At 36.3% G+C, this 14530-nt stretch carries 15 protein-coding genes; all 15 read left to right on the forward strand.

What is annotated here, in order from left to right; translation table 11 throughout:
* Positions 1 to 140 precede the first annotated feature (140 nt).
* The 15 genes from C1N55_RS01870 to C1N55_RS01930 all read left to right on the forward strand — a co-directional run bounded on the left by C1N55_RS01870 (position 141) and on the right by C1N55_RS01930 (position 14456).
* Positions 141 to 992 (forward strand): ParA family protein, encoded by an 852-nt coding sequence (locus C1N55_RS01870; protein ID WP_137727228.1) that lies wholly within the window; start codon positions 141 to 143, stop codon positions 990 to 992.
* 137 nt (positions 993 to 1129) lie between these two features.
* Positions 1130 to 1381 carry a hypothetical protein gene (locus tag C1N55_RS20405; protein WP_168193772.1) on the forward strand — a complete coding sequence of 84 codons (252 nt, stop codon included), beginning with the start codon at positions 1130 to 1132 and terminating at the stop codon, positions 1379 to 1381.
* 152 nt (positions 1382 to 1533) lie between these two features.
* Positions 1534 to 2844: a GHKL domain-containing protein gene (locus C1N55_RS01875; RefSeq protein WP_137727229.1), complete on the forward strand. Its 1311-nt coding sequence runs from the start codon at positions 1534 to 1536 to the stop codon at positions 2842 to 2844.
* A 302-nt stretch (positions 2845 to 3146) separates the two neighbouring features.
* Positions 3147 to 3602, forward strand: coding sequence for a hypothetical protein (locus C1N55_RS01880; RefSeq protein WP_137727230.1), 456 nt, complete (start codon positions 3147 to 3149; stop codon positions 3600 to 3602).
* A gap of 4 nt (positions 3603 to 3606) precedes the next feature.
* Positions 3607 to 4146 (forward strand): hypothetical protein, encoded by a 540-nt coding sequence (locus C1N55_RS01885; protein WP_168193773.1) that lies wholly within the window; start codon positions 3607 to 3609, stop codon positions 4144 to 4146.
* Positions 4147 to 4705: 559 nt separating this feature from the next.
* On the forward strand, positions 4706 to 4873 hold the full coding sequence (locus C1N55_RS20410) for a hypothetical protein (RefSeq protein WP_168193774.1): 168 nt from the start codon (positions 4706 to 4708) through the stop codon (positions 4871 to 4873).
* Between the two features lie 125 nt (positions 4874 to 4998).
* Complete coding sequence (locus C1N55_RS01890) at positions 4999 to 6579, forward strand: sensor domain-containing diguanylate cyclase (RefSeq protein WP_137727232.1); 1581 nt, start codon at positions 4999 to 5001, stop codon at positions 6577 to 6579.
* Between the two features lie 441 nt (positions 6580 to 7020).
* The gene (locus C1N55_RS01895) at positions 7021 to 7614 is read left to right on the forward strand and encodes a TerD family protein (RefSeq protein WP_137727233.1); all 594 of its coding nucleotides are present in this window, start codon (positions 7021 to 7023) and stop codon (positions 7612 to 7614) included.
* Between the two features lie 45 nt (positions 7615 to 7659).
* Entirely contained in the window at positions 7660 to 8241 is a 582-nt protein-coding gene (locus tag C1N55_RS01900; protein ID WP_137727234.1) for a TerD family protein, read from the forward strand.
* 100 nt (positions 8242 to 8341) lie between these two features.
* Positions 8342 to 8920, forward strand: coding sequence for a TerD family protein (locus C1N55_RS01905; RefSeq protein ID WP_137727235.1), 579 nt, complete (start codon positions 8342 to 8344; stop codon positions 8918 to 8920).
* Positions 8921 to 8979: 59 nt separating this feature from the next.
* The gene (locus C1N55_RS01910; protein WP_137727236.1) at positions 8980 to 9750 is read left to right on the forward strand and encodes a TerC family protein; all 771 of its coding nucleotides are present in this window, start codon (positions 8980 to 8982) and stop codon (positions 9748 to 9750) included.
* Positions 9751 to 9910: 160 nt separating this feature from the next.
* A complete protein-coding gene (locus C1N55_RS01915; protein ID WP_137727237.1) occupies positions 9911 to 11098 on the forward strand; it encodes an HpcH/HpaI aldolase/citrate lyase family protein in 1188 nt (395 codons plus the stop codon).
* Between the two features lie 12 nt (positions 11099 to 11110).
* Complete coding sequence (locus C1N55_RS01920; RefSeq protein WP_137727238.1) at positions 11111 to 12490, forward strand: phosphoribosyltransferase family protein; 1380 nt, start codon at positions 11111 to 11113, stop codon at positions 12488 to 12490.
* 40 nt (positions 12491 to 12530) lie between these two features.
* The gene (locus C1N55_RS01925; RefSeq protein ID WP_137727239.1) at positions 12531 to 13640 is read left to right on the forward strand and encodes a cysteine protease StiP family protein; all 1110 of its coding nucleotides are present in this window, start codon (positions 12531 to 12533) and stop codon (positions 13638 to 13640) included.
* A 12-nt stretch (positions 13641 to 13652) separates the two neighbouring features.
* Positions 13653 to 14456, forward strand: a complete 804-nt coding sequence (locus tag C1N55_RS01930; RefSeq protein WP_137727240.1) for an HAD family hydrolase — start codon at positions 13653 to 13655, stop codon at positions 14454 to 14456.
* The last annotated feature ends 74 nt before the right edge of the window (positions 14457 to 14530 follow it).

The raw sequence follows: 14530 nt of genomic DNA on the forward strand, positions 1-14530 counted from the left end.
AAGACATACCTTGTCTTAAGGCAATTTACATTAATGGAATTGTAATAGAAACGGCGAATGAAAGATTCAATAGTTATGGCTTAGGAGGGCTGGAAAAACAAGTGTAAAAAGCTTATTTGACATAGGAAAGGGGAGATTAAATGGCAATTGTGATACCGACAATTAACCTAAAAGGTGGCGTAGCAAAAACAACTACGACTGTTGGCCTTGCAGAAGTGCTGACATCGGAGTTTAAAAAGAAAGTATTGCTAATTGATTTAGATCCACAAACGAATGCAACTGTGATGTTAATCGGCGATCGACGTTGGAAAGAGTTAAATCAAAATGGCTATACATTAGCTACTCTGTTTGAAGAAGCATTGGACCCTGACGAATCCAAATTTCTACTTGAAAAAACACTACAAAAAAATGTCTCTAATATTTCTTCCGTAAAAAACTTGGATTTACTTCCATCAAGTTTAGATTTAATCAATATTCAAGACGTTTTGGCCAAAATGCCGACAGGACCGTTTTATTCAGATAATCCAATCGAAATCTTAAAAAAAGCCATACGCCCTATCAAATATAATTACGATTATATCCTAATTGACTGTCCTCCGAATATGGGGATTATTACATTAAACGGTCTTCGAATTGCGAATGGCTATATCATTCCCACAATCCCTGATCTCCTTTCTACATATGGCATTCCCTATGTTGTGGATCGCATACAGGAATTTTCAGATAATATGGATATTAAAATTGAAGCATTGGGAATTGTTGTGACGAAATTTAGAGAAGATTCAATGGTACATAAAAACACTTTAGGGAAGTTAAAAAAGGGAATGTCCACGCATGTGTTTAGCTCGATATTTAAGGAGAATAACCAAGTGGCATTGGCAGCTGATTATCCTAAACAATATTCAACCTTCAAACAAAAGTGGGACGAAGATGGTCAATATACTGCTTTCTATAACTTAGGAAAAGAAATTATCGAAAGGTATGAAGGATAAAATCTTCAGAAATCCACTTTACGTTTAACCAAAATGGTGGTTTTTTTACTACAATAAATTATCCAATTCTGGACAAACTATTTGAGTAACAAATAGAAGAAGCTTTTCGAAAATTTTTTCTATTTGTTGCTATTCAAGTGAGAAGGATAGCTATACCAGATGTAGAAGCGAATAACACGATTAATAATTCCAATACGGAAGGGAATGTTTGTGCAATGGATAAGCTACTAGTCAATCAGAACAAACAAGCCAAAAACAATCATGAGGAGTTTGCTTCAGAGATTCATCAGGATGCCAATTTAGATGCTTATGAATCGAAAAATACGTTTGGGAATCAAACTAATGCGCGGAAACAACGACCAATGAGTGAACGAACTGCTTGGAATTAGTTGACGTTTGTTTGATGAGGCTATTCTAATACTTGAAAAAAACTGTGGGACATAAAGAGGTAACTCTTTAGTCCCATCATTTATTTGTTTTAAAAAAGTGGTTGCTATAGTACTATAATACTGAATGAAATAATTTAAGGAAGTACATAGTAATGAAAAATAATAAAATAAAACTAATTCTAGTAATATCGGCCGTATTATTGGTAGTATTTAATGTTTTTAGCTTTTATGTAACAGAGCAGAATATAGAAGCCACTGTTCAAGAAGCAATTGCAAACCAAACCTTGGACACAGCCAAAGCGGTTTCCGCAAAAATCGATATTGATACATATAAAAAATTTCTAAGCAATCCAGAAAAAAATGACTATTACTGGAAGATTAATGATCAATTAAACAATATTAGAGAAGACATAGGTGCTTTATTCGTTTACACTTTAAAAATTGACAATCCAAAGGTATCGCATGCGATGATTTTAGGTTTGCCCAAAGAAAAACAAAATCTATTAGACATTGGAATGATTTGTACACTTCCAGAGGAACAAGTACGTCTTGCTTATTATGATGGGGCACCGTATACATCGGAGATTATTGATGATCCTCAGCATGGAAAGTATCTGTCTGTCGGAGCACCGATTATCGATGAAAATAATAATATAATAGGTTTTATTGGGATTGATATTAGTACTGAAAAGATTAATGGCATCAACGAAAGTGTACAAGAAAACAACATGATTATCTTCCTGATAAATTCTGTATTTCTTTTAATTGTCATTATTTCATCGTATTTTATTCAAAACTGGTACCAAAGGGAAGTAAAGAAAGAAGTGGAGAATACGGAAGATACTTATCAAGGGGAAATTCAAACGTTACTTAGCTCGGTTTCTTCCTTAAGACATGATTACTCAAATCATATACAAGTCATCCATGGACTTCTAACAATAGGAGAGTCGGAGAAAGCACTGCAATACTTGGACTCCCTGTCAAATGAGGTTCAATTGATCGAGTCGATTAATTCTACAATTGAGCATCCTGGCCTTGCCATCTTGTTAAAATCGAAAAAGATTGCTGCCCAAAATCACCAAATTGCAATGGAAACCAAGGTAACACAGAATTCATATCAACTCATAAAAACGACCGATATGATAAAAATTCTATCAAATTTAATAGATAATGCGATTGATGCCACTAGAGAGTTATCCGAACAACCAAGGATAATATCTATCTTGTGTGATGCTAACGATACCCATTATCTGTTTGAGGTTACAAATACAGGTCCAAAAATAGTGGGAGATACCGAGATTTTTAAACAAGGATTTTCTACTAAGCCTACTGAAGAAGGGAAAGTTCGTGGACAAGGATTGTTTATTGTGAAAGAGGTAGTAAGAAAATACAACGGTGAAATCTTGATCCATTCAACAGATGAAAAGGTTACAACGGCAAAAGTTGTAATACCAATTAAATAATTCATTTATAGCTCCCTAAATTGGTATTTGGGGGCTTATTTTTTTACATACGGTTTTAACTGAAAAGTCTTCAAAATATTTTTTTGAAGACTTTATGGTCGAAAAATGAATTTTGAACTAGGGAAAAGAAAGCAAATTTAACTTTTGAGCATTTTTAATCTAAATACCGGATTTATGGGTGTTTGACTTTCAAAATCAAGGGATTAGAATAAGATTAACTCCAAAGATTACCTCATAATTCCTCAAAGATACTGCTATAAAGATCTGATTCTGAAAATTCGAAAAGCGAAGGAGCGGAAGATATGCAAACTATTGTATCGACAGTGGAATGTCCACGGTGTAAGGAAAAAGCCTTTGAACAATATGAGTACAATACAGGCAGGTGCAAGGGATGGTGTAATAATTGCAATTATAATTACGCCAAGAGAAAAAAAGTAATTGCCCAAAATAAAGATTTCGAAGTGAGTGCTGACAATGGTTACGGAATAGTATGTTTAGTTAAAATAGACGGTTCTTCCCATTATTATATGTTTAACGCTGATATTGAAAGAATCGTGATTGATCGTTTTGTCGCCTATTTAGATATTCCTGAGGTGGATGCTGAAAACAGTTATATGGTTAACTATGGCAACGACGCATTTTACGTTTTATATGGAAAAGTTCCTGAGAATTTCATAGATATCTATATAGAAACCTTAAAATGTCATAAACCGTTTTTAGAAGCTGTTGATAAAAGATACCTCCTTAAGAAAGGTTGAAGAGATGGTGCATGAAACGAAAAAATTGATGGAATCCAAAAATCTTCTACTAAAAATAGCAAGTGGTATCAATCCTTTAGACGATTCACCGATTCAAGATGAAAGCTTCCTACATAATCCTCAAGTTATTCGACCATTATTTTTTCTCACTGACTATATTTCATATGAAATTGAGAGAACAAACCGCCAAAGAAGCAAACCAACCAAGTTTAATATAACGGATGAAAGGTTAGCATTGGTGGATTTACCATCAGGAAGCATAGGAATAAATGAATTTGCGAAAGTCATTAATGCAGTCATTGATCCATCCGTAAGTAAAAAAATAACGGGGGCAATGATCAATAAAAAACTAAAAGAGAAGGGCATCTTGAGTGAGGAAGTTGATGAAAAAGGACATAGGACAACAATTACTAATGGCAAATCTGAGGGTTATGGAATTGAAAGCGAAACCCGGACATTTAACGGTCGGGAATATCAAAAGATACTATTCAATGAGATAGGAAAGAAATTCTTATTGAAGAATTTTCAAGAGTTGATGCAGTAGGTAAAAGTACAAAAGCTCTATACAAAATCAAAAGGCTTCAATTCGTTCCAACCTTGTTAGGGAAGCAGAAAATCTGGTATACTAAAGATACGAATTTCATAATTTAAAATGACTGCCTGATGCTGCAACATCAAGCAGTCAAGTGTAATAGGCTAGTCCCAAAAAGAGGATTGGCAATTTCAAAGAAATTAACCCATCTAGTCGTTCAACCGTCTATAGGAGGGGTTATTTTTTATGATTGAAAGATAGAACCGACACAATCAAAGCTGAAAAACCGACGGCAAACATAAGCGTTTCAGCAACTGTCATGGCATCACCACCTCTCCTTTAAGAAGTGTGAGCCAACCAATCTTCAAGGTCCATAAACTATTACAACTAAATTATAGCACATACGTTCGCTTTTTAAAGGGTACAAGGTTGCGTTTTTTAGAAGATACTAGAAATAAATAGAAAATAGTTCATTGTTTATGTAGAAAACATTCCATCAAAATCAGTTTTATTCGCATATTTTAACACCTAATGTAAAAAATAAACCAAATAACAAAAGTGGAGGGAAAATATGCGAAAACGTTTATATCTATTGATGAGTTTAATTGGTTTACTAAGTTTTACGGTAGGTTGTACAGATAATGGAGATGAAACACCGGTTGAGGCGAAAAATGAAATGAAAGAAACGAAAACATCGAACGCTTTAAATGAAATCAATTCAATGCTAAAAGAAGTATAAGATTTTATGAATCGAACAATTAATTACGCAAGTTAGCGATGATAGCCATTATATTGATATAATAGTCCACAACAGATAGTAAATATGCTACATTTAAGAAAAAATAAGTTGAAGAGGAAAAAATCGTGACTTCTCACTTAACAACCTATATTACATTGTTTTGTACATCGGGTATTCTGAATTTGTATTTATGCTCGTATGTTTTTTTTAAGCGGCATCAATATACGAATATTAAAAATGTCTTTGCTCTGTATTGCTTAAGTATAACGATTTATTGCTTTGCAGCCGCTTTTGGGCTAACTGCTTCGAACATACAGGAAATAAAATTTTGGACCATTATACAATATATTGGGATGCCGTTTTCATCACCCCTTGGATTACTATTTATCATGCAGTATCTAGGCGTGAAAGTAACAAGAAAACGGATTATGCTCTTGCTTGCCATTCCCTTGATTAGCTTGATTATGGTTGCAACCAATGATTTTCACCATCTTCATTATAAAGAGTTTATCGTTCATCCAACACTAGGTGCACCATTTAGCATACTCGAGATCGGTATCTGGTATTTGGTTCATGGTATGTTTACCTTTGGATGTATGCTAGCGGCTTTCTTACTATTAATCGTCAGATGGAAAGAAAGCGCGAAGATATATCGTCCGCAGGTCCTAGCCTTAATGCTTGGTCAATTCGTTCCGATGGTGACGGCTTTTATTTACTTAATTGGTTTAACTCCTCCAGGCTTCGACCCTGTGCCAATGGTTCTTTGGTTAACTACTATCTTATATTTATGGTCGATTAGCTCTACTCGCTTATTTACTGTTATGCCGATTGCCAAGGATGCCATTTTCCATAGTATAAGCGATGGTGTCCTTGTTTTGGATGATGAATACCATTTAATCGAGTTTAATGAAGAAAGTAAAAGGATGTTCCCACAATTAAATAAATCCATGATCGGACAGGATATTACGGCTGTTTGGTTAGAAGTATCAAGGGGTTCTAATGAATTTCCTATAGAAGCTATCGATAATAAGCAGGAAATGAAAGTTGAAATTGAACTTTCCGGGAATATTTATCAGATTCGTACAGCCACACTGCAGCATGGGGATACTAAAAAAGGATTGCTGATTATTTTTACAGAAATTACGGAGCTAAAAAGGCTTCAATCACAATTGGAGCGGCATGCCTATTTTGATGAACTAACTCAAATCTATAATCGACGGGCTTTTTTCCAGCGTTGTGAACAAAGGCTGGCTCAAGCCAAAGTTGCGCAAATCCCCTTGACTGTCATTTTATTTGATATTGATTACTTTAAAAAAGTGAATGATACATATGGTCATTTGATTGGCGATCAATTATTAAAGCATGTGGCAGAAATTTGCCGCACACATCTAGAGCGGGTTGGAATTTTTGCGCGCTATGGTGGGGAAGAATTTGTCATTGCGTTAGAAGGCTATACAGCAAATGAGGGAGCCAAGGTTGCCGATGAAATACGTAAGGCAATTGAAATGGAGCCTCTTGTAGTAGATGAACTAAATATTTCAATTACAGCAAGCTTTGGTGTAGCACAATTTACAAAAAATCTAGACGAGACACTGACACAGATACTTAATAATGCAGATAATGCCCTTTATGGAGCGAAAGAAGAAGGGCGTAACTGTGTAATTGTTTATTCAGACACAGCTAACTTCATAAACACACAGACCTAACTTAGGAATTCAACCTAATGTTAGGTTTTTTTAGTTGATTGATTCGTGTGAGTTTCGACCAATTTATGGAAAAATATAGGTGGGTGTATTAATTGTAAATATATGCCCAATATGGTAACATTGAAAATGTGTTAATTATCAGAAAAATGCGCTAAATACAGCTTTTCATCGCTTAAATTCAGCTTCATATTTATTCTCGATAATTAAATCCACCCGTATAACAACTAATATTTAACTAGTTGGGAATTTAATGTTTATAAAGGTGTTCATTGTAAAATAAATGTTAAAAAAAGGGAATATCATTTACTTACTACTTTTTTCTAACTAGACTAATAGTGGGTATATTAATTTACTGATTTAAACAAGTAAATATTCGTACATACTGATTTAGCGAAATGGAAAACTAATATTTTTAATTGTTTTAAGGAGGGAATGCAACTCATGACGATTAACTTGCAAAAAGGTCAACGGATTGATTTAACAAAAGGGAAGACTGATTTAAGTCGTGTAGTAGTCGGTTTAGGATGGGACCCTGTAGGGAAATCGGGAGGATTTAGCTTTTTTAAATCTTCTGGACCAGATGTGGACTGTGACGCGTCGGTAATTATGCTACAAAATGACCGTTTTACAGACAAAAAGGATCTCATATACTTTGGTAACAAAAAAAGCAATAATGGATCGGTTGCTCACTCTGGTGATAATTTAACAGGTGAGGGCGACGGCGATGACGAAACAATTATTGTTGATTTGAAAAATATCCCGTCACAATATAACAAATTGGTTTTCGTTGTAAATATTTATGACTGTGAAAGAAGAAAACAAGATTTTGGCATGATTAAAAATGCGTACATTCGAGTGGTGAATCCACAAACCAACGAAGAAATCGTTCGATATAACTTATCTGATAACTATTCTGGTCAGACAACATTAATAACAGGTGAAATTTATCGTCATAACGATGAATGGAAGTTTGCTGCGGTTGGAACTGGTACAACAGATCCTGGCCTGTCAGCGATCTGTAACCGTTATACATGATTTTTGAAATAAACAAAAACTATTCAATAACTAGGAGGATTTTAAATGGTAGTTTCTCTAGCAAAAGGTCAAAAGGTTGATTTAACTAAAACAAATCCGGGTCTCTCTAAAATAACAGTTGGACTTGGATGGGATACGAATAAGTATGATGGCGGAAATGATTTTGATTTAGATTCATCTGTATTCTTGTTAGAGGCAACTGGTAAAGTATCAGGTCCTCAAGATTTTATATTCTATAACCAAACAACAGGTGGAAATGGTTCGGTAGTCCATACTGGCGATAACTTAACTGGTGAAGGGGACGGAGATGACGAGCAAGTTCAAATCGCCCTTAAAGAAGTACCTGAAAGTGTACAAAAAATTACGTTCACTGTAACAATTCATGAAGCTGAAGCTAGAACACAAAACTTCGGTATGGTATCAAATGCATTTATTCGTGTAGTAAATGATGATACAAAACAAGAAATCATTCGCTATGATTTAGGAGAAGATTTCAGTATCGAAACAGCAGTAGTTGTTGGTGAACTTTACCGTCATAATGGCGAATGGAAATTCAGTGCGATTGGTTCAGGCTACCAAGGCGGCCTAGCAGCATTATGTAATGACTTTGGTTTACAGGTAGGTTAATTTTTTAGATATGTAGCACAGTGACTGATACTTAGTTACTGTGTTACTTTTTAATGAAATTGATTGATTATTCTAAAATATATGTAGGGGGGAATTCAATATGGCAATTCAATTAAGCAAAGGTCAACGTATTGATTTAACCAAAACGGACCCATCTTTACAACGCATTATTATTGGTTTAGGGTGGGATATTAAACAATTTGATGGTGGCCAAGATTTCGACTTAGATGCATCTGCCTTTCTTTTAAATGCAAGTGGTAAATGTAGAGGTGAATTAGATTTTATTTTCTACAACAATCTACGCAGTGTTGACGGTTCAGTTACTCATACAGGGGATAACCGAACTGGTGAAGGCGATGGAGATGACGAACAGATTAAAATTGACCTTTCAAAAATTCCCCATGATGTACAAAAAGTAGCCATTTCTGTAACGATCCATGATGGAGAAGTGCGTCATCAAAACTTTGGTCAGGTATCAAATGCATTTGTTCGTTTAGTAAATGAAGATACAGGTGCTGAAGTGCTGCGTTATGATTTAGGAGAGGACTTCAGTATTGAAACGGCAGTTGTTTTCTGTGAGGTTTATAAGCATGGAAATGATTGGAAATTTAATGCGGTTGGTTCTGGTTACCAAGGCGGTTTACAAGCCTTAGTAAATGCATACGGACTAAATGCATAAAACGCTCTAAAAATGAATTAATAATAAGAGAGATTATGTAAAGCGAGAGGAATACGACTTTGGACATTATAAATCAAATACTAAGCACATATGCCATGTTTTTTGATTGGGAAATGTGGGGCGAAGTGTTAACAGACCCTGTTGCATGGGGATTAATCGGATCGCTGGTAGTCATTGAAGGTCTATTATCTGCAGATAATGCCCTTGTACTAGCGGTATTAGTTAAGCATCTTCCAGAGAAACAAAGAAAGAAAGCACTTATGTACGGGATGCTGGGTGCTTACTTCTTCCGTTTCCTGTTCATCGGAATTGGTGTTTACCTCATCAAATTCTGGTTCATTAAAGTATTAGGAGCTCTTTATTTAGGGTGGCTTGTTTACGCCCATTTCCGCAAAAAGGGTGGAGATGAGGATGATGAAGCAAAAGAGTTTAAAAAAGATACTTTATTAGTTCGCCTATTTGGTACGTTCTGGGCAACCGTAATCTCTGTTGAGTTAATGGACATTGCCTTTTCAGTCGATTCCATCCTAGCGGCATTCGCAATTTCTGATCAGGTTTGGGTTCTTTTACTAGGTGGGATGCTAGGAATTATCATGATGCGTACAGTTGCCGGGATATTCCTTACGCTTATTGAGAAAGTCCCTGAATTAGAGAATACAGCATTTATATTAATCGGTATTATCTCCTTAAAAATGTTAGCGAGTGTATTTGGATTCCATTTAGAACACTGGTTGTTCTTCATCATTTTACTATTAGCGTTTGCCATTACATTTATTATTCATTTCATTAATAAGAAAAAATTAGTAGATACAGAGATTACAGAAAAGTAATCTACTAGTTTAAATCAATAGATTTAGCTACTGCTGTATAAGCGGTAGCTTTTCTTTAACGGATAGATAATTTTTAAGGTTATCCGCATAAGAAAAACATCAACTCGGCCAATTTGGGTCGAGTTGTGTTTTTCTAATACGAACAGTTTGGGGGAATGGGATGAAACATTTTAGTTTTGAGACACCTGAAAGATTGGAGAAAATCTTTTATAAGCAACCAGAGTCCTTTACTAAGTATTCAGAAAAAGAAGTTCTTTCTTATATGGTGGGTGCAACTCTTTATATGCCGGCAACAAAAGAAAGTATTGCTCAGGATGTGATTACAAAGAAATTTAAAGAACTGGTTTCGATGGTGATTGATTTAGAGGATGCAGTTGGGGATAACCAGTTGGAGGAAGCAGAGGAACTTTTAGTCAAGCATCTAGAAACCATCTATTATGCACTGGAAAATCACATCATCACATTCGAGGATTTGCCTCTTATCTTTGTAAGAGTCCGAACGCCTGAACAGTTTAAGCGAATGAGTTCAAGAATTGGCGTATATAATAGGGTGTTAACTGGATATGTTTTTCCGAAGTTCTCTCCTAAAAATGGCAGGGAATATCTAGAAATACTGGACGCAATCAACACGGAGGATATCGTTCTGTATGCCATGCCGATCTTGGAATCTACTGATTTTATCTATAAAGAAGATCGACTGGAATCGTTATTAAAAACGAAGGAGATCATCGATTCCTATAGTAAATATATTCTAAACATACGAGTTGGTTGTACAGACTTTTGTGGATTGTATGGGATTCGAAGAAATGTAGATACGACAATTTATGATGTTTCGATTATCAGAGATTGTTTAGCCGATATATTAAATGTCTTTAATAGACAGCAGGATGGCTATGTCATTTCTGGTCCGGTTTGGGAGTACTTTTCGAAAGAAGAACGAATTTTAAAACCCCAGCTTCGTGTCAGTCCGTTCGAAGACAGAAATGGCAACACGGGCCTTAAAAAACGTAATGAATTAATAAACCAATTCCTGGATGGACTTATTAACGAAGTCATTTTAGATAAACTAAATGGCATTATCGGCAAAACGATAATCCACCCAACGCATATCAAACCTGTTCATGCCCTTTATACAGTGACGCACGAAGAATATATGGATGCACTAAGTATTATCGATAATGCGGAAGGAAATGTGGGGGTGCTGAAAAGCCAGTATCAAAATAAGATGAATGAAGTGAAGCCTCATTATTATTGGGCAAAACGCATTTTACTAAGAGCAAAAGCGTTTGGCGTATTTAATGAGCACCAGGATTATACAAGTATCATTATAGAAGACGATGAAGAATAACGATTGGGAGCGATGACGCTGAAACCTGTTGAAAATAAAGAAGTATATCATGTATTAAATAATCTGACTGTTGAAGTTGAAGTGATGAATAATCCCTACAATTTTCAGCTAGGACAGTTATTTCAAATGGCAGCAAGAATTAATAAAAACAGAAGCTTCTTATTTGTGAGCAAGGTTTTAGGAAAGCATCTTGCCGTCAACCCTAAAATACCTTTGCTTGTAGGAAGTTTACTAGCGATACGCTATTTAGAAGTTGTTCATGGAGAAAGCGACGCACGTGCCGAAAAAATTGCAAAGGCCATTCAAACAAATGAAGGGCTGGAGGAAATATGGGCTTCACTTCAAAAAGACCCAGTTACACTTCCAAGGGCAACAACTTTTGTCGGCTTTGCAGAAACAGCAACAGCACTGGGTCATGCGGTTTTTAGTACATTTAGCAATCATGCTAAGTACATCCATACAACAAGAGAACAAATTGACAATCTCCAGTCCATTATTAATTTTGAAGAAGAGCATTCTCATGCAACAAGTCATAGAGTCTATGCACTGGATTCGGAATTTTTCCAAGACGATAGTGAAGTGGTGCTGGTTGACGATGAAGTCACAACAGGAAAAACGGCAATCAATATTATTCGGACAATCAAAGCCGAGTACCCTTTAAAAAATAAGTTTACAGTTGTTTCGATTTTAGATTGGCGAACACCGGAGCATCGTGAGCGATACCGTCAATTAGAAGAAGAACTAGACATCACGATTCATACGATTTCATTAATAGACGGCGTGGTTTCCGTAAGTGGAACACCATCAACAGAAGAAAATGGATTGAAAACAGAAAATACTTTTAGGCCGGAAGTGGTTTATTTACCTGTTTGTCATCTATTATCATCAGAGAACTTTCAACAAAGTGCCTCAACTAGTGTCAATGGGATTATAAACAAATCGAGTTATTTGCATGCAACAGGAAGATTTGGTCTTTCTATTGAAAAGGAAAAAGAGTTTTCAAACCGCATCCAGGCAGTGGCGAGCTACGTGAAAGAAAAAAGGCGCGGTGAAAAAACATTAGTCATTGGTACGGGAGAATTCATGTATTTGCCTATGTATCTTGCTTCTCAAATGGGGGAGGGTGTATATTTTCATTCAACAACACGTAGTCCCATCTATCATACAAACCTAAATGACTATACGATTAGGCAAAAATTCATCTTTGATAGTCCCGAGAATCAAGGGGTAACCAACTACCTGTATAATATCCAACCAAATCAATATGATGAAGTGTTTATTATTTTTGAAAGAATGTCTTCACTAGAAGCGGCAAGCCCACTAATCGAAGAGTTAAGCAAAGTGAACATCCCCTTTATCAATATAGTCAATATGACAGAAATCGTAGAGTAGAGGAGCAAACGCCAACGACAAAAGCATGGAGGCAATATGTATGAACAAACCAATTGTGAAACCGGATAAAATGGGAAGCTACCTGGAAAAGGATGTCGTTTTTTTATTACGGGATATCAGCAATTTTAAGATTGAAAGAAAGTCAGAGGAAAGAGAAAAACTGATTCAATCGGGTACACATTATTCGGAAATGCTGCCGGTAGAATACCAACCAACGAAAGAATATCTATCATTATTTCATGATACGTTAGATCAATACTCAAAACGTGTGGCCATCGCGGTCGGCGTCGTTGCCGAGCAAATCAAGGAAAGAAACGGTCTTGAGCATCTTGTGCTTGTGAGCTTGGCAAGAGCTGGCACACCAATTGGCATATTGATTAAGAGGTATTTAGCATTTAAATATAAAGTGGAAATCCCGCATTACTCGATCTCGATTATTCGTGGGCGAGGATTTGATGAGACGGCGATTGACTATATTTTTGACCAACATGCGGAGGCAAAAATTCAATTTGTTGATGGCTGGACAGGAAAAGGGGCCATTACTAAAGAGTTAGAAAAATCATGTAAGGCTTATACTGAGAAGCATGGCAAGAAATTGGACCCGAGTCTAAGTGTTTTGGCGGACCCTGGTCATTGTGTAAGTATTTATGGGACACGGGACGATTTTTTAATTCCATCTGCTTGCCTAAATTCAACTGTTTCAGGCTTAGTCAGTCGTACTGTATTGAACCATGACATCATGGATGAAAATGATTTCCATGGTGCGAAGTATTACAAGGAATTAGAAGATGCGGACGTTTCCAATCTTTACGTGGATACGTTAGCAAGCGAATTCGAAGTGGTGCAAAACGAAGTAATGGAAAAGCTTGAGGAACTAGGAAATGAGGATACAACCCCTTCATGGAAAGGGATGAAATCCGTTGAGAGGATTCAAGAGTTATTCGGAATTCGTAATATCAATTTCATCAAGCCGGGTGTCGGGGAAACAACACGGGTGTTATTACGACGTGTTCCATGGAAAATCCTCATAAATCCTGAGCATGCGAATGATTTAACCCACATCCTAATGCTGGCCAAAGAGCGAAATGTGCCGATTGAAGAATGGAAGGACATGTCTTATTCGTGTTGTGGAATCATTAAGGAATTATAAGGGGGATATATTTTGATACTATTTACGTCCGATTTAGATCGTACTTTAATCTATTCAAATACAATGATGGAGACATATCCGATAGCTGGAGACGTGATTCCGGTTGAACATAAAGAGGAAAAAATCGTTTCTTATATGTCTAGGGATTCTATTGATTTGCTGAAGCAATTTAGTAAAGACCATCTATTTGTACCCGTTACAACCAGAGCAGTTTATGAATATGAAAGAATCCATGCACTCTCAAAGGATATTAATCCGAAATATGCGATAACGAGTAATGGCGGGACGATTTTAATCGATGGCAAACCCGATTTAGAGTGGAGTAAAATCGTGAGAAATCGATTGGCAGAACAGTCTCAGCCAAAAGAAGAAATGATTCGGGTGTTTGCCAAGATCCGTCACGAGTCATGGGTTTTAAGGGAATTTTACATCGAAGATTTATTTTATATGTTCCGTGTCGATAGAAAGCTGGTGCCACGTGGAGAGCTTGCAGCATTTCAGAAGGAGCTAGCACCAATGGGCTGGAGTATTTTCCTGCACGGTAGAAAACTATATGTGCTACCGACAAGCTTAAATAAAGCTTATGCCGTTCAATATTTACAAAACTTCGTGGACTATGACCTACATGTGGCAGCAGGGGATTCTATGATGGACTACGATATGATTATCGATGCCGATTATGGCTATAGCCAACTACACGGTGAGCTTTACGAAAAGCAGCCGGATGATGAAAAGGTAATATGGCTAAACGGCATGGGTGCTACGTCGACCGAGGAGCTGCTTCGAAATATATTGGAGCTAAACCTGGTGAGGTAGTGGTTTTAAGTTCATGAAGGAATAGTTCAGATAGGCGAAATAATCGGAATCCGCAATGAAAGTACCTATAAAAA

The organism is Lysinibacillus sp. SGAir0095 (assembly GCF_005491425.1).
Lineage (GTDB): Bacteria > Bacillota > Bacilli > Bacillales_A > Planococcaceae > Ureibacillus.